The sequence below is a fragment of the Robiginitalea sp. SC105 genome, assembly GCF_014243345.1.
GTDB lineage: Bacteria > Bacteroidota > Bacteroidia > Flavobacteriales > Flavobacteriaceae > Robiginitalea.
Genome location: NZ_JACLZF010000002.1, coordinates 561,434 through 582,041 on the forward strand (window position 1 = coordinate 561,434; position 20,608 = coordinate 582,041).

The following is a 20,608-nucleotide window of genomic DNA, read 5'->3' on the forward strand; positions in this document are numbered from 1 at the left end:
AAATATTGATTGAAACCACCGGGCAGATGTTGGCCGGAGGTATGGGAATCAGGCGATGGTATGGAAGGGGGCGTGGGTGACTTCCCGGAAACGGATGATGTAATTGGTTCCCTTCTTGGAAACATCCCGGATGACGGACCCCTTCAGTTGCCGGCTGAGGTTATGTATAAGCTTCAGGCCCAGCGATTTCGAAGTCTTGTGGGAGACGGATTCCGGGAATCCCACCCCGTTGTCGCCAATCCTGAGGATGTACTCCGTCTTGTCCTCCCGCTCCAGGACGATGCTTATCTGCCCCTCGTCCTGTTCTTTAAACCCGTATTTCAGGGCATTGGTCACGGCTTCGTTGATCAGGAGGCCCAGGGGGATGGCCGTATCGATCCCCAGTTCGATCTGGGGGATATCGATATGCAGGTTGATCTTGTTCTGGGGGCCCTTGATCGAGCGTATCAGGTATTCGCCCAACTCCTGTACGTAGGAACGGTATTCGATCTTGGAGAGGTCCTCCCGCATATAGAGCATTTCGTGTACCATGGCCATGGCGACCACGCGGTTCTGGCTGCTGCGGATCAGGCTCAGGGTGGCCGGGTCCTCGATGCTCCGGCTCTGCATCCTCAGGAGGCTGGAAACCGTCTGCAGGTTGTTCTTGACCCGGTGGTGCACTTCCTTGAGCAGCATTTCCTTTTCGCGCATCCGCTGCTCCATCTCGCCCTTGGTCCGGTAGAGCCGGTGGTGGGCGCTGAGCAGGTTGCGCCCGAAGACGCCCCCCAACAGGTAGACCGAGAGCAGGATGCTCAAAAAGGCAAACAGGTTCCGGGAGTCCTCCGGGACCACATTTTCACCCAATACGCTGTCTCCGAAGTTCTGCGAAAAAATGATTGCCACAATCAGCAGGTTGATGGCGAGGTAGACCTGCCCGTAGGCCCGGGTGGTGACATAGCCCGCAAAAACGATAAGCGCCAGGATAAAGATGAAGGGGCTGTTGATTCCCCCGCTGAACAGGACCACTACCACGGATCCTGCCAGCGCCATGATCGAGGCGATGTTATAGGTTACCGTCAGGCTCCTGTGGACCTGGTGGAGGGCGAGATTCAGCCCGTTGAGAAGTGCGAAGGACGCCAGCACCTGGGGGATTACCCGGGTGATATCCATGAGCTGCCAACAAAGAATCGCAAAAGCAAGGCAACAGGCCGAGGCGATGATATTGATCCGATACAACAGCCGGGTTTTGTCCTGAAGCCGCTCCCGGTGCTTCTCGTTCTTTTTCATCTTCAGGAAAATCGGCTTGTCGGACATAGGCCAGATTGGGCTGGGACGGGCAACCCGCTTTTTACAGTAAAGCTAGCACTGTTTTCTCATAAAATCAAAAGGCAGGCGGTTATTCGTCCACAAGCACCCATTCCCCTTTGGCAATCAGGGGCTCCGCCTGTTTGAATTTCATCGATTTGTTTTCGCCCGAGAGGATATTCTTGATCGTCACCCGCTCGTTACGGCCAATTTTCGGTTTTTCGCGCACGATGGTCTCCGTCACCTGGGGCCGCTGGCCCCGGGTTTGCCCGGCTGCCCGGTTCTGGGCCGCGAGCTCGTCGCTGTTCGGGATTTCCTCCTTGCTGGTCTTCAGGTTTTCCTTGGGCTTTCGCACCTGCCGGGCTTCCTGGATCTGCTGCGTATTGGAGGAGGGGAGTTCTCCCTTGAACAGGAAGGAAACCACATCCTTATTGACCTTTTCGATCATGGCCTTGAACAATTCGAAGGCCTCGAACTTATAGATCAGCAGCGGGTCCTTTTGTTCGTGCACGGCCAGCTGGACGGATTGCTTGAGTTCATCCATCTTTCGCAGATGCGTCTTCCAGGCGTCGTCGATGATCGCCAGGGTGATGTTCTTTTCGAAGTCGGTGATCAGCTGTTTTCCGTTACTTTCGTAAGCTTCTTTCAGGTTGGTCACTACGTTCAGCGTCTTGATGCCATCCGTGAAGGGCACCACGATCCGCTCAAATTTGCTCGCTTCGTCCTCGTAGACTTTTTTGATAACCGGATAGGCCGTTTCGGCTGCCCGTTCCATTTTCTGCTGGTAGTGGCGGTAGATTTCCGCATAGATCTTCTGCGCCATTTCCTGGTACCCCATCTTGCCGAAATCGGTTTCGTCTATGGGGGCCGTAATGGAGAAGTACTTGATCAGTTCAAACTCGAAGTTCTTGTAGTCGCCGGCGAGTTTATTGGTGTCCGCGATCACCTCGCAGGTATCGTAGATCATGTTGGCGATGTCCACCTTGAGGCGGTCGCCCTGCAGGGCGTGACGCCGGCGCTTGTAAACCACCTCCCGCTGGGCATTCATCACGTCGTCGTATTCCAGCAGGCGCTTGCGGATGCCGAAGTTGTTCTCCTCAACCTTCTTCTGGGCGCGTTCGATGGATTTGGTCATCATGCTGTGCTGGATGACTTCCCCCTCTTTCAGGCCCATGCGGTCCATCATCTTGGCCACCCGTTCCGACCCGAATAAGCGCATCAGGTTGTCCTCCAGAGAGACATAGAACTGGGAGCTGCCGGGGTCCCCCTGCCGTCCGGAACGTCCGCGAAGCTGCCGGTCCACACGGCGGGAATCGTGCCGCTCCGTGCCGATAATCGCCAGTCCGCCTGCTTTCTTGACCTCCTCCGACAACTTGATGTCCGTACCCCGTCCCGCCATATTGGTGGCGATGGTCACGACCCCCGACTTCCCGGCCTCGGCCACGATATCGGCCTCTTTCTTGTGCAGCTTGGCGTTAAGCACGTTGTGATCGACCTTGCGGATCCCCAGCATGCGCGAGAGCAATTCGGAGATCTCCACCGAGGTGGTACCGATCAGCACGGGGCGCCCGGCTGCTGACAGCTGGGTGACCTCGTCGATAATGGCGTTGTATTTTTCCCGTTTGGTCTTGTAGATCAGGTCCTGGCGGTCGTCCCTGGCGATGGGCCTGTTGGTGGGGATTTCCACCACGTCCAGTTTGTAGATCTCCCAGAATTCCCCGGCTTCTGTCACTGCCGTACCCGTCATCCCGGCCAGCTTCCGGTACATTCGGAAATAGTTCTGGAGGGTAATGGTGGCGAAGGTCTGGGTCATCGCCTCGATCTTCACGTTTTCCTTGGCCTCGATGGCCTGGTGGAGCCCGTCCGAGTACCGCCTGCCGTCCATGATCCGGCCGGTCTGTTCATCCACGATCATGACGCGGTTTTCCATCACCACGTATTCCACATCCTTCTCAAACAGCGTATAGGCCTTTAGCAGCTGGGTCATCGTATGGATGCGTTCGCTCTTGACCGCAAAATCCTTGAAAAGGGATTCCTTCTTTGCCGCTTCTTCCTCTATGTCCAGGTCCTGGCTTTCGATCCGCGCAATTTCACTGCCAATATCCGGCATGATGAAGAAATCCTTTTCAGAATCTCCCGAAATGTATTCAATCCCTTTGTCGGTCAGCTCGATCTGGTTGTTTTTCTCATCGATCACAAACAACAACTCGGCATCCACGGTGGGCATTTCCCGGTTGTTGTCCTGCATGTAGAAGTTTTCCGTTTTCTGCAGCAGCTGCTTGATGCCTTCCTCGCTGAGGTACTTGATCAGCGCCTTGTTCTTGGGCAAACCACGGTGCACGCGCAACAAGAGCAGGCCACCTTCCTTGGTATCGCCCTCGGCAATCTTCTTTTTGGCCTCGGCCAGGACGCCGGTCAGGTAGCGCTGTTGTTTTTGTACCAGCTCCGAAACCTTGGGGCGAAGTTCGTTGAATTCGTGCCGGTCGCCCTCGGGAACGGGCCCGGATATGATCAATGGAGTCCGGGCGTCGTCGATCAGTACGGAATCCACCTCATCGACAATCGCGTAATGGTGGGGCCGCTGCACCAGGTCGCCTGGGGTGTGGGCCATGTTGTCCCTCAGGTAGTCGAAGCCAAATTCGTTGTTGGTCCCATAGGTGATGTCCGCGTTGTAGGCCGCGCGTCTCCCCTCGGAATTCGGTCGGTGTTTGTCGATGCAGTCCACCGAAAGGCCATGGAATTCAAAAATCGGCCCCATCCAGGCGCTGTCCCGCTTGGCCAGGTAATCGTTGACCGTTACCAGGTGGACGCCTTTGCCCGACAGGGCATTGAGGTATACGGGCAGGGTGGCAACCAGCGTTTTCCCTTCACCGGTTTGCATTTCGGCAATCTTCCCCTGGTGGAGGGCAATCCCGCCGATGAGCTGCACATCGTAGTGCACCATGTCCCAGGTAACTTCTTTCCCGGCGGCATCCCAGGAGTTGCTCCAGATGGCTTTTTCCCCGTTCAGGGTAACATATTCGGCCCGCCCGGAAAGCTCCCGGTCGAATTCGCTGGCGGTTACCTCGATTTCGGAATGGGCTACAAACCTCTTGGCCGTTTCCTTGACCACGGCGAATGCCTCCGGAAGGATTTCCTCGAGAATTTTTTCGGTTTGCTGGTACACCTGATCTTCCAGGTCGTCAATCTGACCGTATAAACTTTCATTCAGGTCGATGTCGTCCGAGGTGCGAACCTGTTCCTTCAGGGCTTCGATCTGCTCTTGGAGGTCCGCAACCCCCTCGCGGATGGTTGCCCTGAACTCATGCGTTTTGTTCCGGAGTTCGTCGTGGGAAAGCCCTTCCAGTTCCGTTTCGAACGTTTTTATCTGTTCAACGATGGGTTGCAGTGCCTTGACGTCTTTGCTGGCCTTGTCCCCGACAAAAGCCTTTAAGACCGTATTTATCAAACTCATAGTGTAATGTATTTTTTTGCGCCGTTCCGGAGTGGCAGTTCGTTTGGCGCCCGGAGCGGTATTCAGGGTCCCCTTGTGTGGCGAACCCGCACGACCTGACGTGCAAAAGATGTTCCAGAATCACGTTTTGCCGGAAGAATCCCCCGGGCCTGCCAAAATTACATAAAAAAAAGCCTCCGGAGAGGCTTTTTGCGGCGTGATGCCGGATATATCAATATTCGTCCTCGTTCCAGAGGTAGTCTTCTTCCGTAGGGTAATCCGGCCAGATTTCTTCGATGGACTCGTAGATTTCCCCGCCTTCCTCTTCCATGGACTGCAGGTTTTCAACTACTTCCAGAGGGGCCCCGGTGCGTATGGCATAATCTATCAATTCATCCTTGGTTGCCGGCCAGGGTGCATCACTCAGATAGGATGCCAGTTCTAATGTCCAATACATCTTAGTAGTTTGATTTTAAAATTTTTGCAAAAATAATTTTTAAACAAAAACAGCCAAGAAAATTGACTGTTATTTACAGTAATTACAACAAAAATCACAAACGGGCAAAAATAGAACGATCAAATTGCGAATTTATTCGCGTGCGGTATCCGGAATCCATTTTCTTTCAACGGAACCCGTCGCGGCCGACAGGGACCGGGAAAGCACAAAGAGGTAATCCGACAACCGGTTGAGGTAGGCGAGCACGGTATCGGATACCGGACTGTGCTCGTTGAGGAGGGTCGTCATCCGCTCGCCCCGGCGGCAGACCGTCCGGGCTATATGACAGGTTGACACGGCCGGGTGCCCGCCAGGAAGCACAAAGTGGGTCATGGGTGGGAGGTCTGCCTCGAGTTGGTCGATACAGGCCTCCAGGTAGGTTACGTCGGCCGCCTCAAGTACGGGGATCTGCAGCCGTTGTTTCCCGTTTTTCAGTTGGGCTTTTTCAGGGTCCGTGGCCAGCATGGCCCCTGCGGTAAACAGCCTATCCTGTATCCGGAGCAGCGTATCCTCATACGGTCCGCAGGCTTCCTGGTCCCGCAGCATCCCGATCCAGCTGTTGAGTTCATCCAGGGTGCCGTAACTCTGTATGCGGATATGGTGTTTGGGGACCCGGGTACCCCCGAATAGGGCGGTGGTCCCGCCGTCGCCGGTTTTTGTATATATCTTCATAGGGTGCAATTCAATCCGGGCGCTTTTTGTCACCGGAGTCGCGGTCTTTCCGCCGGTCCCGCAGGCGCTGTCCTTCCATAAAACTACGTGATTTCCGCTGCCGGCCTTTTTTCTTGTTGAAGGTCGCAATCAGGAAATACACCACCAGCAGGCCGCCCAGTATATAGAAAATGCTGTTGTTCATGGCCCCTAAAATTAGTGGTTTAATTCCGGATTCTAAAATGCTCAGGCGTTTGTTCCCGGCGGAAAAAGAGCAGGCCAGCGTAATAGTTTTCCAGGCTTACCCGGACTTCTGGCAGCTCCCTTGCCCGTTGCCATTCGGGTTGCCCCCCGGGGTTCCTGAGCCCCCCGACATACACCACCGTATCGTTGTGGTAATTGGACGGTTCCTGCAGCCATTCGTTCAGGGCCTGGCCCGGGGAGCCGAAGATGTACAGGTCGTAGGGAGGGGCTGCCTGCCGCAGCAATCCCGGGGGCAACAGCCGGAGCAGGCTGTCTGTGCTTCGGGAAGCAGGTCCGGTGGTGGCTTCGGCGCCTGCACGGGAAGGCCTGAAGTGGAGGACGGCGGCCTGGAGTAACCATTGGGCCGGGTCAAGGCCCTTGCGGTCGCCGGCGTAATAGGATTGGTCCAGGAAGGCATAGATAAAGGGTGAGTGCGTCCCGTGCCGGTTGTTGGCACGCCACCAGTAAAGGAACCGGCCTATCATGGGGCCTGGTCTTCAATGGCTGCCAGCTCGAACCAGCGTTCCGTTTTGTTTTCCAGGGCAGCCAGCAGCCCGGAGAGTTCCCGGGACAGCTGGTCCATGGCTTCCCCGGGGAGGGAAGGATCCGCAAATCCTTTCTCGATTTCCTTTTTGCGGGCTTCCAGTTCCCCGATCTCCTTTTCGAGTTGCCGGAATTCCCGCTCCTCCCGGTAATTCCGCTTGCCTTTCCGGGCCCCCGAACCGTTTGGTTCGTCCCCGCTTTCCGCAGGATCCTGGGCATTGGCTTTCCCATCGGCCGCAGGGACATCCGCCTGCAGGCGATAATCCGAGTAATTCCCCGGAAAATCCCGTATACCGCCCTGGCCGTCAAAAACAAACAGGTGGTCCGTGATCTTGTCCATGAAATAGCGGTCGTGGGAGACGATCAGCAAAGTCCCGGGAAAATCCAGCAGGAAATCTTCCAGGACGTTCAGGGTAACGATGTCCAGGTCGTTCGTGGGTTCGTCCAGTATCAGGAAATTCGGGTTTTGGATAAGGACCGTACAGAGGAAGAGCCGCTTGCGTTCTCCACCGCTCAGTTTCTCGATAAAGTCGTACTGGGCTTTCCGGTCAAAGAGGAAGCGTTCGAGGAGTTGCTGGGCACTGAGTTGCCGTCCTTTCTTTAAGGGGATGTAATCCCCGAACTCCCGCACCGCATCGATCACCTTCATGCCGGGATCCGCCTGCAAACCCTGCTGGGTATAATATCCGAATTGCAGGGTTTCCCCGTGGACCACCTTGCCGGTATCCGTGGGTTCATTCCCGGTGACCAGGTTCAGGAAGGTGGTCTTGCCGCTGCCGTTGGGGCCGATCAGCCCGATGCGTTCGCCCCTTTTGAAGTGGTAATCGAACCCACTGAAAAGGCAGCGACCCCCATAGGATTTCGAAACATTGTGAAGCTCCACCACTTTGGTGCCCAGGCGCTCCATGTTGATTTCCAGTTCCATCTCCCGGTCCCTGCGCTTTCCGAGTGCCTCTTTTTTCAGGGACTCAAAATCCTCTATGCGCGATTTGGATTTGGTGGTACGGGCTTTTGGCTGCCGCCGCATCCACTCCAGTTCCCGTTTGTAAAGGGAATGCGTTTTCCTGGCGGTGGTCTCGGAAACCTGCTCCCGCGTCTCTTTTTCGGCCAGGTAATCCTGGTAATTCCCGGGATAGTGATACAGGTTCCCCCCTTCCAGTTCCAGGATATCCGTACAGACCCGGTCCAGGAAGTAGCGGTCGTGGGTAACCATGAGCAGGCTTATGGGCCGGTTGCTGAAGTACATTTCCAGCCATTCGATCATGTCCAGGTCCAGGTGGTTGGTGGGCTCGTCGAGGATCAGCAGTTCGGGCTCCTCGATCAGCGCATGCGCGAGGGCCAGCCGCCTGCGCTGGCCCCCCGAGAGGTCCCCCACCCGTTTTTTCTGGTCGTGGAGCTGCAGGCGGGAGAGAATCTGGGAAAACCGGGTTTCCAGGTCCCAGGCGTTGGCGCGTTCCATGGCTTCGAAGGCCCGCTGGTAGCCCCTGGTGTCCTCCGGGGAGGCAAGGGCCTCCTCGTATTGCGCCACGATCCGTACAGTTTCGTTCCCGGAGGCATACAGCGTCTGGGCAACCGTCAGTTCCGGATTGAGCTTTGGATGCTGTTGCAGGTAGGCCCGCCTGAGGCCTTTCCGGTAGGTCACCTGCCCGGAATCGGCCGTATCCTCCCCTGCGAGGATATCCAGCAGGGTGGTCTTGCCGGTGCCGTTACGCGCAATCAGCGCAACTTTCTGCCCCTGGTTGATCCCGAACGTAAGGCCGGAAAAAAGGGTACGCTCCCCATAGGATTTGGAGAGATTTTCGGCGCTGAGCAAATTCATTGGGGGCGTTTTAGCGGTTTGGCCCTGCGCAACTGTTGGAGCAGCAACAGGTACCTCAGGGCCAGGGCGGCCCAGATGACGGACACTATAGGGTGGAATTCCTGCAACCCCGTGGCCCACAGGAGCAGGCAACACCCGATAAGGGCCAGAAGGCCGATCAGGTACCCCTGGAGTCGGGGGTCCGGCCTCTGGTCTTTCAGCAGGACGAAAGCCAGGGCGATATTCACCGGGAAAGCCCAGAGAATGTTGAAGTTCCAGACGGTGGAGGTATGGTCCGTAAAGAACCAGAGAAAGCCGATCAGGAGCCCGGCCAGGCCGGTGAGCAGGAAAAGCAGAAAATCCAGCAGGCGGCTGCGCGAACCGTTGCGGTAATCAATCCAGCTGATGGTGGCGGTAAAGACCAGCAAAAGGAGGCACCAGAACAGGGGGGTGGCCGTCAAATACAGTTCGTACTTCGGGTTGGGCAGGTCCAGGATGACCCGCTCCCGCGGACTCAGCGGTTGGCCATCCAGGGTCGTATTTTGGATCAGCAGGCGTACGTTTTCGGGCAGGAACCGGTATTCATAGGGTTCCGCAACCCGGTCCACCACTGCCCCGAGTGCCAGGTCAATACCCAGGCTCGACCAGGTATTGGACTGCAGGTTTTGCTGGATAAGGTCCCGGAAACTCTCACCGCCCGAGGCGAAACCCGGGTCCAGGACCAGGTTCGTTCCCAGGACATCCGTGAGTACTTCCGGGATTTTTGTAGCGCAGTTCTCGTAGAGGAAATCGTACTGGTAATACCGGTTTTCCGGCCGGTTGTTTTCTTCCAAAAACCGGAAAAGGGCCATCCGCTGTCCCGGGTCCAGGCCCAGAAGTTGCTCCCGTACCCATCGACTTTCCAACTGGTAGGTGTAAAGGAAGGCGGCAAAGGTGGACCGGCTAAGGGCGTATTGCAGTTTGCCCCGGGCAAACTTCATGTAAAAGTTGGGGGTGTCAAAATCAAAGGTGCCGTAGTTGTAAACCCAATCAATGCCACTGTCCGGGTCCCGAACCCTGAACGCGCTGTGCCCGAACTGGGCATACAGGTCTGTGCCGGGCCCGCAGGTAATCACGCTGATCTGGGCGTTGGGGCCAAGTGGTTCCACCTGCGCCGGGGCCACAGTCAGGCCCAGCAGGCAAAGGGTGAGTATAAAGAGGCGGAGATGATTCATTTGCCGGGTGCCTGTGGTGTGTCAGGATCCGGACAAATATCCAATATATTTCCGCAACTTGCAATGCAGCCGCTGCATCGGAACCCATCGCAACCGTGATATTTTCGGGAATTGACTAATTTTACGGAACCGGTTGGTACGGATGCCGGGTAATGGACCACCACTATGAGAAACCTTCCCAATATGATTACCCTACTGAACCTGCTATTCGGGTCGGTCGCTGTCGTTTTTGCGGTCCTGGACCGCCTGGAATGGGCAGCAGCCTTTTTTCTGATGGGGGTTATCTGTGATTTCCTGGACGGCCTGGTAGCCCGGAAACTCGGCGTTCAGTCCGACCTGGGGATACAGCTCGATTCCCTGGCCGACCTGGTGACCAGCGGCCTGGTACCCGGACTGGTTATGTGCCAGTTACTGGGCATGTCCCTGAGCGGGGGATGGAGCAGCAGCAGTTTTTTTGCAGAGGCCCTGTCGTTCGGCGACTGGCCCCATGCCTGGCTGCCGTTTGCAGGCCTGGCCATCACGCTCTCATCCGCATGGCGCCTGGCGCGGTTCAACATCGATGAAAACCAGGTGAGCAGCTTCAAGGGGCTGCCTACGCCCGCCAATGCACTGCTCATCCTGTCCCTGCCGCTCATCCTGCTGTACAATGGGAGTGAAACGACCAATGCCATTATCCTCAACCCCTGGTTCCTCTCCGGGCTGACGCTTCTTTCCGTCTACCTGCTGAATGCCCCGATCCGCCTATTTGCGCTGAAATTCGACAACTGGAGCTTCCGGGAGAACGGGTACAAATATATCTTCCTGATCCTGGCCGGGGTGGCCCTGCTGACCCTGCAGTTCCTCGCCGTGCCGCTGATTATCCTGATGTACGTGTTGTTTTCCCTGTTTGTCAGGCCGGAATAACCTCAGAATAGCAGTTTTTTCTTGCGAAGTTCGAAATTCTGCCCCAGGTAGACTTTGCGGACCATTTCATCGGCCGCCAGGTCTTCGGGGATGCCCGACTTGAGGATGCCCCCTTCGAACATGAGGTAGGACCGCTCTGTGATGGCCAGGGTCTCCTGCACATTGTGGTCGGTGATCAGGATGCCGATGTTCCGGTTTTTCAGTTGGGCGACGATCCGCTGGATATCCTCCACGGCCACGGGGTCCACCCCGGCAAAGGGTTCATCCAGCAGGATGAATTTGGGGTCGGTGGCCAGAGCCCGGGCGATTTCCGTCCGCCGGCGCTCCCCCCCGGAAAGCAGGTCGCCCCGGTTTTTCCGGATATGGCCGATGCCGAATTCCTCCAGCAGGCTTTCCATCCGCATGTGCTGTTCCTTTTTGCTTAAGGAGGTGAGCTGCAGGACGCTGAGGATGTTCTTTTCCACGCTGAGTTTCCGGAATACCGAAGCCTCCTGGGCCAGGTAGCCGATGCCGTACTGCGCACGCTTGTACATCGGGAATTTCGTGATTTCGGTCTGGTCCAGGTAGATACGGCCCCCGTTGGGTTTGATCAGGCCGACAATCATGTAGAAAGAAGTGGTTTTACCCGCGCCGTTCGGCCCGAGGAGCCCGACGATCTCCCCCTGGTTCACTTCCAGGGAAATCCCCTTGACCACCTTGCGGCCCCGGTAGGATTTCATGATGTCTTCGGCTCTTAGTTTCATGGGCGGATGTGCCAAACTTACTGCTTTTAAGGTGCGGTCGGAACCATTTTCGGATTTTTTTAACCCTTGTTTTCCAGGGTTTCCCAGAATTCGACTGCCCGCCTCAGGTGGGGGATGGTAATGGTGCCGCCCACCAGGGTAGCAATCCCCAGGGTCTCCATCACCTCCTGTTGGGTAGCCCCGTGTTTGTAAAGGGTTTGCAGGTGGTAGCGCACGCAGTCGTCACACCTCAGGACGGTGGATGCCACCAGACCAAGCAGCTCCTTGGTTTTCACGTCCAGGGCGCCGGGGGCATAGGCATTGGTATCCAGGTTGAACATCCGCTTGATCAGGCGGCTGTTGCTTTCGAGCAACTTCTCGTTCATCCGTTCGCGGTAGGCGTTGAATTCATCAACTTGATCTGGCATCCTTTTCGGCTTTAGCCTGTCGTTTCAGCACGACAGAGGAGATGTAAATACTGATTTGGTAGAGCACCAGCACCGGTACAGCAACGATGATCTGGCTGGCCACGTCCGGGGGGGTAATCACCGCAGAGACGATCAGTACGATCACCAGGGCGATTTTCCGGTATTTCCGGAGGACTTCCGGAGTCACCAGGCCCACACGGGTCAGGAAATAGATGATTATTGGCAACTCGAACATCAGGCCGCAGGCAATGACGGCAGCCCGGACGGTGGAAATAAAGGAACTGATGTCGATTTCGTTCAGTACCTCCTTGCTCACCTGGTAGGTACCCAGAAAGTTGATGGACAGAGGGGCCACCACATAGTAACCGAACAGCACGCCCATAAAGAACAGGGCGGACGCCACCAGGATGAAGCCCCGGGAGTGCCTGCGTTCCTTTTCATAGAGCCCCGGGCTGATGAACCGCCACAATTCGTAGAGGACATACGGGAATCCTACGATAAACCCGGCCCAGATAGAAGTCCAGATATGGGCGGAAAACTGCCCGGCCATGGTCCGGTTCTGAATGGTGAACGGCAGGGAATCCGCGCAAAAAGCCGATTCCAGCCCCATCCGCGTGGCGATATTGCAGAACAGGCGGTAGGTGGGGAAGGTCATTTTCTTCGGGCCGAAGATGACGGTGTCGAAAATAAAGTCCTTCATCAGGAAGGCGACCACTCCCAGCACCACGATGGCCAGGGTAGATCGGATCAGGTGCCAGCGCAGCTCTTCCAGATGATCCAGGAAAGACATTTCATTCGGGTCCTTGCGAGTTTTTGCCATCAGAGTATTCCCTCCTTGATTAAGTTGTGAATATGTACGACCCCGACATACCTGCCGTCCTGTGTGGCCAGTAACTGTGAAATGTCATTTTCTTCCATCATCCGGAGCGCCTTGACGGCCAGGACGTCCGAGTCGATCGTTTTGGGCCCCGTGCTCATGATATCCCGGGCCCTGAGTTCGCCGATATTATCGTATTTGTTCAGCATCCGGCGCAAATCCCCATCCGTGATGATCCCTGCGATCCGTTCCCCGTCCATCACCGCGGTAACCCCGAGCATTTTTTCCGAGATCTCAACGATGGCATCCTTCAAAGGCGTCTCTTCCGAAACCCTCGGGACCTGGTTCTGGGCGACGATGTCACCTACGCGCAGGTAGAGTCTCTTGCCGAGGGTCCCCCCGGGATGGTACCGGGCAAAGTCCCGGCTGCTGAAGCCCCGGAGTTCGAGCAGGCAGATGGCCAGGGCATCGCCCATCACAAGCTGGGCAGTTGTGCTGGTGGTAGGGGCAAGGTTATTCGGGCAGGCCTCTTTTTCAACGAAGGTGTTCAGCAGGAAATCGGCACGGCGGCCCAGGAAGGAATCCGGGTTCCCGGTCATCCCGATCAACGGGTTCCCTCCCTGCTTGATCAGGGGGACCAGCAATTTGATCTCCGGCGTATTGCCGCTTTTTGAAATACAGATCACCACGTCGTTTTTCTGGATGGTCCCCAGGTCCCCGTGGATGGCGTCTGCAGCGTGCATATAAATGGCCGGGGTGCCCGTCGAATTTAGGGTGGCCACAATTTTGGAGGCGATGATGGCACTTTTGCCGATGCCGGTGATCACCACGCGACCCTCGGCTTCCAGGATGCAGGAAACCGCCCGGGAGAAATCCTCCGTGAGCAGGCTGGCAAGGTGGTGGATGGCATCGCCTTCCATGGCGATTGTTTGGCGTGCTATTTCGAGTATAGCCTTACTGTCCTTCAACGTTTTGCATAAATTAACAATAGCCTTTCACAATCCTTAAAATGTGCATAAAATTGGGATTGTTTCTAAAAGATTGTGCTATATTTAAGAAAACAAAATTACACAAACTTAGTCAGAAACATTTCTAATTCCCCCGCATTTCACATCCGGCACATGAATTGCTATTACCAGCATGTTTTATTTGACGATTGAAGCGTACCCGGACACCGGGGCTATGATGTTTGCAGAAATACCATGAGGCATGATTTTGAATGAGACTGATCTGAAGGCTTCCCTGAAGAAATATTTTGGATTCTCCCAGTTTAAGGGCTTGCAGGAGGACGTGATTGAAAATGTGGTCCAGGGCAATGACACGTTTGTAATCATGCCCACCGGCGGCGGCAAGTCACTCTGCTACCAGTTGCCGGCGCTTATCGGGGCAGGCACTGCCATTGTGGTTTCGCCCCTGATTGCGCTGATGAAAAACCAGGTGGATGCCATCCGCGGCGTCTCCGACAATGACGGGGTGGCACATGTACTGAATTCCTCCCTGACCAAGGGCGAGATCAAAACAGTGAAGGAGGACATCACCTCCGGCGTCACCAAACTGCTTTACGTAGCCCCCGAATCCCTGACCAAGGAGGAATATGTGGATTTCCTGCAGGGGATAACCCTGTCCTTTGTCGCGATCGACGAAGCCCACTGCATCTCCGAATGGGGCCACGACTTCCGGCCGGAATACCGTAACCTGCGCTCCATCATCGACCGGCTCGGAAAGGATATCCCGATCATTGCGCTGACGGCAACGGCAACCCCGAAAGTACAGGAGGACATCCTTAAAAACCTTGGAATCCCCGAAGCCAGGGTGTTCAAGGCATCGTTCAACCGGCCGAACCTCTATTACGAGGTGCAGCCAAAAACCAAGAACGTGGATGCGGATATCATCCGTTTTGTCAAAAAAAACGCCGGGAAATCCGGTATCATTTACTGCCTCAGCCGGAAACGGGTGGAGGAACTCGCACAGGTCCTGCAGGTCAACGGGGTCAGTGCCGTACCCTACCACGCCGGTTTTGATGCCAAAACCCGCTCCAGGTACCAGGACATGTTCCTGATGGAGGAGGTGGACGTGGTGGTGGCCACCATTGCCTTTGGCATGGGGATCGACAAACCCGACGTGCGCTATGTCATCCACCACGACATCCCGAAAAGCATCGAGAGTTACTACCAGGAGACCGGCCGGGCAGGCCGGGACGGGGGCGAAGGCCATTGCCTGGCCTTCTACAGCTACAAGGATGTGGAAAAGCTCGAGAAGTTCATGGCCGGCAAGCCGGTGGCCGAACAGGAGATCGGCAATGCCTTGTTGCAGGAGATCGTCGCCTATGCGGAGACGTCTATCTCCCGCCGGAAATTCATCCTGCATTACTTCGGGGAGGAATTCGACGAAGTCAACGGGGAGGGAGCCGATATGGACGACAACGTGCGGAACCCCAAAGAGAAGACGGAAGCCCGGGACGATGTGGTCAAGGTCATCCGGGCCGTGAAGGAGACCAAGGAAAAGTTCAAATCCAAGGAGATCGTCAAAACGCTGACGGGGTCATCCAATGCGCTGATCGCCTCCCACAAGACCCAGGGGAAAGATGTTTTTGGCTCCGGGGCAGACCGCGACAAGCACCACTGGATGGCCCTGATCCGCCAGATGCTCGTGGCGGGCCTGCTCAGGAAGGAAATCGAACAGTACGGCATCCTGCACGTAACGAAGGAGGGGGAAAAATTCCTCCGGAACCCAACTTCTTTTATGATGACCCGCGACCACCGCTACAGTGAGGCACCGGAAAGCCCTTCGGGGGGGACTGTACGCCCGCGCTCCGGGGCCGGGGACGATACGCTGCTGAAGCTGCTGCGGGACCTCAGGCGGAAGGAGGCCGCCAAACTCGGCGTGCCCCCGTTTGTGATCTTCCAGGACCCCTCCCTGGAGGACATGGCCCTCAAATATCCCGTTTCCCACGACGAACTGGTGAATGTGCACGGGGTGGGCGAAGGCAAGGCCAGGAAATACGGCAAACCCTTTATGAAGCTCATCTCCGACTATGTCGAAGAGCACGATATCACCCGGCCGGAGGACCTGGTCGTAAAAAGCACAGGGGCCAACTCCGGCCTCAAGCTGTACATCATCCAGAATGTCGACCGGAAACTGCCCCTGGACGATATAGCGGCGGCCAAGGGCCTGGAACTGCCCGAACTCGTTCGGGAAATGGAGCAGATCGTCTTCAGCGGCACCCGCCTGGACCTGGGGTATTACATCGACGATATCCTGGATGAAGACCAGCAGGAGGAGATCCATGACTACTTCCTCGAGGCGGAATCGGATGATATCGAAGAAGCGCTGAAAGAGTTCGAGGGGGAATACGAAGACGAGGAACTCCGGCTTTACCGCCTCAAATTCATGAGCGAGGTAGCCAACTGATTGCCTTCACTTTTCTATTTATCAGGGTGCCAGTAACCGGAAGGGTTCCCAGGGGAGGTTCCGGAGAAGGGTAAAAACGAGGACGATACCGAGTACCAGCAACGGAGCCCGGGAATAGTCCAGGGGGCTTTTCCAGGCCCGACGGCCCGACCGGGCTGCCATCCGGGATACCACATGCCAGGCCAGTAAAACCACTACGGGCGGGAATAGCAGGTTGTGGCCCAGGGCACCGGCCACATCCAGGTGCAACAGGTCGTGCAGGGCCCGCTGGCTTCCGCAACCCGTGCAGAAAAATCCGGTTAGTTCATGGAAGGGACAGGCCGGGAAGCCGCCGCGTTCCGGGTTAATCCCGTAATACAGCAATACCAGGACCAGCAGGCCGGCCATACCGGCATAGCCGTACCACGGTATTTTCAGATCAGTAGCGCGCATTCTCCATGATTCCGGCAAAAATGCCAAAACCAAACAGGGCAAGGTAGATGATCACACCAATCCCGCCGATGACCAGACCGACAATTCCCCAGGTCCGTGCGCTGCTGGAATATTGCTCGGCAAGGGTGTATTCGCCCCGGGCATAGGTCTCGTTCACGCGGGCTGCATAGACAATACTGACGATGCCTGCCGGCAGGCAACAGCACACTGTGCAAATGATGGCCAGTACCAGGTAGTTGTTCGGTTTCGGAGGTTGATTTTCCATATCGGTCTGTTAGGTCATTGGTTTAATTGCAAAAATATCCGGAAGGCGGATGGCTCCCTCGGGTTATTCTTCGATACCCCATTGTTCCATCATTTCACGGGATTGTTCCATCATGGCATCCCAGCCACCCATCTGTTGGACGCGGAACAGGATAAATCCGAAATACAGTACGCCCACCACAATGGCAATGATTGCCAGGATACGGGCAGTCTTCCACTGGTTGTAATTGATGTAAACCTCGGGGTTTTCCTCGTACTTTTTATAATCGGACCGCAACAGCAGGTAGGCAATCACGCCAAAAATAACCGAGGGGAGCCCCCAGATACAGCAGCAGAGGTAGCCGAGAATCGAAAGGACAATGGCGAGGGTTACATTCGGCAATTTCTTTTGTTCCATGGTTGGTGGTTTACAGGGTGAGTTTAACGAAAAAATTGATGAGAATGGCTGCAGCCGTCAGGCCTGCCAGGAGGCTGATGATCCGCGTACCGTTCGGGATCCGCATCCAGCGGTCTGCCAGGATAAAACCGAAAAGGGCCATCATGGGCAGCAGGGCGGGGTACATCATGAAAGAATTGACGAGTTCCCCCTTCAGCAGCAGGGCAACGGCCCGCTGCAACCCGCAGCCGGGACAGGAAATGCCCAGCAGTTGTTTGCTCATGCAGGGCAGCATATCGGCTTCCGAAAAAATAGCAGATGGTGTCATATGGAAAAAGGCCATTCCCGGGATTCCCGATCGGTAAATTACTATTATTTTTGGGCAATGAAAATAAAAGCCCCCATTTATTTGGCAGCGGCTGCTGCCGGTGCCATCTGCCTGTTTGCAGGCCCTTACTGGTTGGGACAGGAGGTGGGTCTGGCCATCGGATTTGCCTTTTTGCTCTTTGGGCTTTACGGCCTCAGCCGGGGCGTTCCCGACGAAAAAGACCCCCGAAATACCAAGGACCATGGAGGGGGATCTTAAACCGGGGGACCGGGTGCAATGGGTGGATGAAGACCTGGAAGGCGTGGTCCAGGCCGTGATCGGGGGCAGAATCCGTGTCCGCACCACCGACGGGTTTGAGATGGACGCCTCCCCTGGATCCCTGGTCCGCATCCCGGGGGGAACCGTTTTCCCGGTACCCCCTGAGGCTTCCCGGTCTTCCGGGGAATCCGACCCGAAGCCCGGCCCGACCCGCCGCAAGGGCAAGAAAGCGCGGTTCGGGCCTGCCCTGGAGGTAGACCTGCATATCGAAAAACTGCATCCCGCCCCGAAACAACTGGACACTTACGAAATCCTCGACCTGCAGTTGGAAACGGCCAGGCGCCAGCTGGAATTTGCTCTCCGCAAGCGCATCCAGAAAATCGTCTTTATCCACGGGGTGGGGGAAGGGGTGCTCAAGGCCGAACTGCATACCCTGTTCCGCCGTTACGACCACCTGAAGATACGGGAAGCCGATTACCGGACCTACGGGTTGGGCGCAACCGAGGTTTACATCCCCCAGGAGGCCTTTTTATAGTATCGTTTGGAATGGGTTCGTTTTAATTGGACGTGGTGGTAAGTGTACCGAAATCGTCCACGCTGAGGTTGGTCAGGCGTTCGCCCCTGGAATTCACGAAGCTGATGCCCGCCAGCCGGATTTCGTGTTCGTATCGGGTGGTGTCCGAAGCATCCCGGAGGGTGGTGATCAGGACGCTGCCCGCCTCTGCCTCGATTTCATCGATGACGATCGGGGTCGCCGGGGGGATTTCCCCGCAAAAATAGGAGCTGCTGACATCCCCGTCGAAAACGCGGTAGGTCAGCTGGGAGTCACCGGGGATCAGGGACTCAATCTCCCCCCCGGAATCGGTATTTGCCAGCAGGCCGGATTCGAGTTGCAGGATGAGTGCCTCGGAATCGTTCAGCTTGAAAAACAGCTCTGTTTCTGTGGTCAGGGTACCGCAGAACTGCACATTCGCCTCATCGAAATCGATCGTCTCAATTTCCAAATCCCCGGTGGAACAACCCAATATCCCGGCGGCAATAAGTATGGACAGTGTCTTTTTCACAAAGCCAAAGATACCGGAAATGCCCCTGATTATCCCAAGCGGCAGGCGGTAATTTTAGGAGGATTTAACTTAATTGGGTACTTTTGACCCGTTAAAAATCAGCAGTGGGCAACATGGAAAAAGTGTATCTGGACAACGCCGCAACAACCTGTATCCGTCAAGAGGTCATTACCTGTATGCAGGAAGCCCTGGCAGGGTGCTACGGAAACCCTTCCTCGACGCATTCCTTCGGGCGGACCGCTAAAACGGGCATCGAAAAGGCACGGAAAACGATCGCAGCGGGTCTGGGCGCCAGGCCGGGTGAAATCATCTTTACCTCCGGGGGGACAGAGGCGGATAATATGATCCTCCGATGTGCAGTCCGCGATCTGGGCGTCCGTACGCTGATCACCACACGGATTGAGCACCATGCCGTCCTGCACACGGCCGAAGCCCTGGCGGCCGAGACCGGGATCCGCCTGGAATTCGTCCCCCTGGACCCACTTGGAAACCCGGAACTGGACGCCCTGGAACAACTGCTTCAGGCAGACGATTCACGCAAACTGGTTTCCCTGATGCACGTCAACAACGAAATCGGCAACCTGATCGACCTGCAGGCCGTTTCAGGCCTTTGCATCCGGTACGGGGCCCTTTTCCATTCGGATACCGTACAATCCATCGGGCATTTCCCCTGGGACATGCAGTCGGTACATGTGGATTTTGCCACGGCTGCGGCCCATAAATTCCACGGACCAAAAGGGGTCGGCTTTGCCTATATCCGCAAGGAGACCGGCCTGGGGCCGCTGATCGTGGGCGGCTCGCAGGAACGCGGATACCGGGCTGGCACCGAAGCCTACCACAATATCCTGGGGCTGGAGGCGGCTTTCGAGGCGGCCTACGCCAACCTGGATGCCGAACAGGAATACGTCCGGGGGCTCAAACAGTATTTTATTGAAAAGCTTCGGGAATCCATACCGGGGGTGGCTTTCAACGGCCTGTCTGCCGACCCCGAAAAGAGTACCTATACCCTGGTGAACGTACGCCTGCCCCTCAGCGAAGAACAGGGGCAACTGCTGCTCTTTCACCTGGACCTCAAGGGAATTGCCTGTTCCCGGGGCAGTGCCTGCCAGTCCGGCAGCTCAGGCGTTTCCCATGTGCTGGCCGAGATCCTGGGCCCCGAAGAAATGGCCAGGCCTTCCCTTCGCTTCTCTTTTTCCCATTTCACCACGAGGGAGGAATTGGATTATACCGTTAAAGTACTCAGGGAATTTGCGCAGTCCCGTTAGGAGGGATACCCGGCAACCACTAAATCGGGTACCTTACCTGCCTTCCTTGTCATAGGGGAATTTGCGAGCGGCCTTCTTCATCATCTTGTCGATCAGGTCGTCGGTGTCCTTGCCGGACTTCCGGCTGATTTCCTGTTCGTACTTCCAGAGCAGCTTGCCAGTATCCCCATCGCTGATCTTGATGCCGATGCGGCCGTAATCCGCGTCCCCCAGGATGTAGTCCAGGAAGCTGAAATCGGAGGGCACGCCATCCGAGAGCAGTACATTGACATCCAGGTTCCCGCTGATTATCCCGTCGACCCCGAGGATTTGGGCGAGTTCCCGGATCGTATACCGGTCGATGTTGTCGTAGGATATATTATTCTGGGCCAACAGGGCGTTTGTATCCTTGCTGTTCTGGAAATCCACACTGAATTTTTTCCGCTTTTTCCCCCTGCCAAAGTAGGTTTCCAGGGCATCCTGAACGGCATACCCCTCTTTTTGTTCCAGTCGCTGCTGTTCACCCCGGCTGAGTTCCTGGTCCAGGTCCAGGTGGGTGAAAAACGGGATGATGGCCAGCACCCGGTGGTCGCTGCTCAATTGGTCAAACCGGTTGCTCTGAAAGATATTTTTTTGGGCAGTCACCCCCGTGACGCACAGGGCAAGTGTCAGCAGGGCCAGGATCTCTTTCATAATCAC

23 protein-coding genes are annotated in these 20,608 nt (G+C 56.1%); 5 read left to right on the forward strand and 18 right to left on the reverse strand.

Translation table 11 applies throughout. The features are described 5' to 3' along the window. Positions 1-48 precede the first annotated feature (48 nt). The 8 genes from H7F20_RS11675 to H7F20_RS11710 form a co-directional block, all read right to left on the reverse strand. Positions 49-1,293, reverse strand: coding sequence for a sensor histidine kinase (locus tag H7F20_RS11675; protein ID WP_185786359.1), 1,245 nt, complete (start codon positions 1,291-1,293; stop codon positions 49-51). Between the two features lie 82 nt (positions 1,294-1,375). Further along, a complete protein-coding gene (secA, locus tag H7F20_RS11680; RefSeq protein ID WP_185786360.1) occupies positions 1,376-4,738 on the reverse strand; it encodes a preprotein translocase subunit SecA in 3,363 nt (1,120 codons plus the stop codon). Between the two features lie 211 nt (positions 4,739-4,949). After that, on the reverse strand, positions 4,950-5,174 hold the full coding sequence (locus H7F20_RS11685) for a DUF2795 domain-containing protein (RefSeq protein WP_013551418.1): 225 nt from the start codon (positions 5,172-5,174) through the stop codon (positions 4,950-4,952). Between the two features lie 132 nt (positions 5,175-5,306). Continuing rightward, positions 5,307-5,885, reverse strand: a complete 579-nt coding sequence (locus tag H7F20_RS11690) for a cob(I)yrinic acid a,c-diamide adenosyltransferase (protein ID WP_185786361.1) — start codon at positions 5,883-5,885, stop codon at positions 5,307-5,309. A gap of 10 nt (positions 5,886-5,895) precedes the next feature. Then, a complete protein-coding gene (locus H7F20_RS11695; RefSeq protein ID WP_185786362.1) occupies positions 5,896-6,069 on the reverse strand; it encodes a hypothetical protein in 174 nt (57 codons plus the stop codon). Positions 6,070-6,088: 19 nt separating this feature from the next. Continuing rightward, positions 6,089-6,592, reverse strand: coding sequence for a hypothetical protein (locus tag H7F20_RS11700; RefSeq protein WP_185786363.1), 504 nt, complete (start codon positions 6,590-6,592; stop codon positions 6,089-6,091). Next, positions 6,589-8,469: an ABC-F family ATP-binding cassette domain-containing protein gene (locus H7F20_RS11705; protein ID WP_185786364.1), complete on the reverse strand. Its 1,881-nt coding sequence runs from the start codon at positions 8,467-8,469 to the stop codon at positions 6,589-6,591. The genes H7F20_RS11700 and H7F20_RS11705 overlap by 4 nt, the downstream gene beginning before the upstream one ends. Next, positions 8,466-9,662, reverse strand: a complete 1,197-nt coding sequence (locus H7F20_RS11710; protein ID WP_185786365.1) for a DUF4105 domain-containing protein — start codon at positions 9,660-9,662, stop codon at positions 8,466-8,468. Before H7F20_RS11710 ends, H7F20_RS11705 begins: the two co-directional genes overlap by 4 nt. A 183-nt stretch (positions 9,663-9,845) precedes the next feature. Between H7F20_RS11710 and H7F20_RS11715 the strand changes: the two genes are divergently transcribed. After that, positions 9,846-10,565, forward strand: coding sequence for a phosphatidylcholine/phosphatidylserine synthase (locus H7F20_RS11715; RefSeq protein ID WP_370588508.1), 720 nt, complete (start codon positions 9,846-9,848; stop codon positions 10,563-10,565). A 2-nt stretch (positions 10,566-10,567) separates the two neighbouring features. Here the strand turns inward: H7F20_RS11715 and lptB are convergent, their stop codons facing one another. The 4 genes from lptB to H7F20_RS11735 are packed head-to-tail and all read right to left on the reverse strand — an operon-like array spanning position 10,568 to position 13,500. Next, positions 10,568-11,308 (reverse strand): LPS export ABC transporter ATP-binding protein, encoded by a 741-nt coding sequence (gene lptB, locus H7F20_RS11720; protein ID WP_185786367.1) that lies wholly within the window; start codon positions 11,306-11,308, stop codon positions 10,568-10,570. A 59-nt stretch (positions 11,309-11,367) separates the two neighbouring features. Next, positions 11,368-11,715, reverse strand: coding sequence for a carboxymuconolactone decarboxylase family protein (locus H7F20_RS11725; RefSeq protein ID WP_185786368.1), 348 nt, complete (start codon positions 11,713-11,715; stop codon positions 11,368-11,370). Then, positions 11,699-12,535: a twin-arginine translocase subunit TatC gene (gene tatC / locus H7F20_RS11730; protein ID WP_185786369.1), complete on the reverse strand. Its 837-nt coding sequence runs from the start codon at positions 12,533-12,535 to the stop codon at positions 11,699-11,701. Before tatC ends, H7F20_RS11725 begins: the two co-directional genes overlap by 17 nt. Beyond that, positions 12,535-13,500 (reverse strand): SIS domain-containing protein, encoded by a 966-nt coding sequence (locus tag H7F20_RS11735; protein ID WP_185786370.1) that lies wholly within the window; start codon positions 13,498-13,500, stop codon positions 12,535-12,537. The genes tatC and H7F20_RS11735 overlap by 1 nt, the downstream gene beginning before the upstream one ends. Positions 13,501-13,741: 241 nt before the next feature. Between H7F20_RS11735 and H7F20_RS11740 the strand changes: the two genes are divergently transcribed. Beyond that, positions 13,742-15,943, forward strand: coding sequence for a RecQ family ATP-dependent DNA helicase (locus tag H7F20_RS11740; RefSeq protein WP_185786371.1), 2,202 nt, complete (start codon positions 13,742-13,744; stop codon positions 15,941-15,943). 21 nt (positions 15,944-15,964) lie between these two features. Here the strand turns inward: H7F20_RS11740 and H7F20_RS11745 are convergent, their stop codons facing one another. The 4 genes from H7F20_RS11745 to H7F20_RS11760 form a co-directional block, all read right to left on the reverse strand. Further along, positions 15,965-16,375 (reverse strand): DUF2752 domain-containing protein, encoded by a 411-nt coding sequence (locus tag H7F20_RS11745; protein WP_185786372.1) that lies wholly within the window; start codon positions 16,373-16,375, stop codon positions 15,965-15,967. Beyond that, positions 16,362-16,640, reverse strand: a complete 279-nt coding sequence (locus H7F20_RS11750; RefSeq protein WP_185786373.1) for a CD225/dispanin family protein — start codon at positions 16,638-16,640, stop codon at positions 16,362-16,364. Before H7F20_RS11750 ends, H7F20_RS11745 begins: the two co-directional genes overlap by 14 nt. Before the next feature lie 63 nt (positions 16,641-16,703). Then, positions 16,704-17,036 carry a CCC motif membrane protein gene (locus H7F20_RS11755; protein ID WP_185786374.1) on the reverse strand — a complete coding sequence of 111 codons (333 nt, stop codon included), beginning with the start codon at positions 17,034-17,036 and terminating at the stop codon, positions 16,704-16,706. A 10-nt stretch (positions 17,037-17,046) separates the two neighbouring features. Then, on the reverse strand, positions 17,047-17,298 hold the full coding sequence (locus H7F20_RS11760; RefSeq protein ID WP_185786375.1) for a DUF2752 domain-containing protein: 252 nt from the start codon (positions 17,296-17,298) through the stop codon (positions 17,047-17,049). A 102-nt stretch (positions 17,299-17,400) separates the two neighbouring features. Between H7F20_RS11760 and H7F20_RS11765 the strand changes: the two genes are divergently transcribed. Then, on the forward strand, positions 17,401-17,601 hold the full coding sequence (locus H7F20_RS11765; protein ID WP_185786376.1) for a hypothetical protein: 201 nt from the start codon (positions 17,401-17,403) through the stop codon (positions 17,599-17,601). After that, entirely contained in the window at positions 17,585-18,136 is a 552-nt protein-coding gene (locus H7F20_RS11770) for a Smr/MutS family protein (protein ID WP_185786377.1), read from the forward strand. Before H7F20_RS11765 ends, H7F20_RS11770 begins: the two co-directional genes overlap by 17 nt. A gap of 22 nt (positions 18,137-18,158) precedes the next feature. On the opposite strand, the gene H7F20_RS11775 is transcribed toward H7F20_RS11770, so the two are convergent. Continuing rightward, positions 18,159-18,665, reverse strand: coding sequence for a hypothetical protein (locus tag H7F20_RS11775; protein ID WP_185786378.1), 507 nt, complete (start codon positions 18,663-18,665; stop codon positions 18,159-18,161). A 113-nt stretch (positions 18,666-18,778) separates the two neighbouring features. On the opposite strand from H7F20_RS11775, the gene H7F20_RS11780 reads away from it, so the two are divergent. Next, on the forward strand, positions 18,779-19,930 hold the full coding sequence (locus tag H7F20_RS11780; protein ID WP_185786379.1) for a cysteine desulfurase family protein: 1,152 nt from the start codon (positions 18,779-18,781) through the stop codon (positions 19,928-19,930). Positions 19,931-19,963: 33 nt separating this feature from the next. Here H7F20_RS11780 and H7F20_RS11785 read toward each other — a convergent pair whose 3' ends face one another. After that, positions 19,964-20,602: a hypothetical protein gene (locus tag H7F20_RS11785; protein ID WP_185786380.1), complete on the reverse strand. Its 639-nt coding sequence runs from the start codon at positions 20,600-20,602 to the stop codon at positions 19,964-19,966. Positions 20,603-20,608: the final 6 nt, after the last annotated feature.

What these genes read in the sequence shown, in the direction of transcription:
- H7F20_RS11745 (WP_185786372.1), bottom strand. Translation starts at nt 16,375, where the DNA reads ATGCGCGCTACTGATCTGAAAATACCGTGGTACGGCTATGCCGGTATG.
- tatC (WP_185786369.1), bottom strand. Translation starts at nt 12,535, where the DNA reads ATGGCAAAAACTCGCAAGGACCCGAATGAAATGTCTTTCCTGGATCAT.
- H7F20_RS11675 (WP_185786359.1), bottom strand. Translation starts at nt 1,293, where the DNA reads ATGTCCGACAAGCCGATTTTCCTGAAGATGAAAAAGAACGAGAAGCAC.
- lptB (WP_185786367.1), bottom strand. Translation starts at nt 11,308, where the DNA reads ATGAAACTAAGAGCCGAAGACATCATGAAATCCTACCGGGGCCGCAAG.
- H7F20_RS11715 (WP_370588508.1), top strand. Translation starts at nt 9,846, where the DNA reads ATGATTACCCTACTGAACCTGCTATTCGGGTCGGTCGCTGTCGTTTTT.
- H7F20_RS11690 (WP_185786361.1), bottom strand. Translation starts at nt 5,885, where the DNA reads ATGAAGATATATACAAAAACCGGCGACGGCGGGACCACCGCCCTATTC.
- H7F20_RS11785 (WP_185786380.1), bottom strand. Translation starts at nt 20,602, where the DNA reads ATGAAAGAGATCCTGGCCCTGCTGACACTTGCCCTGTGCGTCACGGGG.
- H7F20_RS11685 (WP_013551418.1), bottom strand. Translation starts at nt 5,174, where the DNA reads ATGTATTGGACATTAGAACTGGCATCCTATCTGAGTGATGCACCCTGG.
- H7F20_RS11710 (WP_185786365.1), bottom strand. Translation starts at nt 9,662, where the DNA reads ATGAATCATCTCCGCCTCTTTATACTCACCCTTTGCCTGCTGGGCCTG.
- H7F20_RS11755 (WP_185786374.1), bottom strand. Translation starts at nt 17,036, where the DNA reads ATGGAACAAAAGAAATTGCCGAATGTAACCCTCGCCATTGTCCTTTCG.
- secA (WP_185786360.1), bottom strand. Translation starts at nt 4,738, where the DNA reads ATGAGTTTGATAAATACGGTCTTAAAGGCTTTTGTCGGGGACAAGGCC.
- H7F20_RS11780 (WP_185786379.1), top strand. Translation starts at nt 18,779, where the DNA reads ATGGAAAAAGTGTATCTGGACAACGCCGCAACAACCTGTATCCGTCAA.
- H7F20_RS11760 (WP_185786375.1), bottom strand. Translation starts at nt 17,298, where the DNA reads ATGAGCAAACAACTGCTGGGCATTTCCTGTCCCGGCTGCGGGTTGCAG.
- H7F20_RS11770 (WP_185786377.1), top strand. Translation starts at nt 17,585, where the DNA reads ATGGAGGGGGATCTTAAACCGGGGGACCGGGTGCAATGGGTGGATGAA.
- H7F20_RS11765 (WP_185786376.1), top strand. Translation starts at nt 17,401, where the DNA reads ATGAAAATAAAAGCCCCCATTTATTTGGCAGCGGCTGCTGCCGGTGCC.
- H7F20_RS11705 (WP_185786364.1), bottom strand. Translation starts at nt 8,469, where the DNA reads ATGAATTTGCTCAGCGCCGAAAATCTCTCCAAATCCTATGGGGAGCGT.
- H7F20_RS11695 (WP_185786362.1), bottom strand. Translation starts at nt 6,069, where the DNA reads ATGAACAACAGCATTTTCTATATACTGGGCGGCCTGCTGGTGGTGTAT.
- H7F20_RS11700 (WP_185786363.1), bottom strand. Translation starts at nt 6,592, where the DNA reads ATGATAGGCCGGTTCCTTTACTGGTGGCGTGCCAACAACCGGCACGGG.
- H7F20_RS11750 (WP_185786373.1), bottom strand. Translation starts at nt 16,640, where the DNA reads ATGGAAAATCAACCTCCGAAACCGAACAACTACCTGGTACTGGCCATC.
- H7F20_RS11725 (WP_185786368.1), bottom strand. Translation starts at nt 11,715, where the DNA reads ATGCCAGATCAAGTTGATGAATTCAACGCCTACCGCGAACGGATGAAC.
- H7F20_RS11740 (WP_185786371.1), top strand. Translation starts at nt 13,742, where the DNA reads ATGATTTTGAATGAGACTGATCTGAAGGCTTCCCTGAAGAAATATTTT.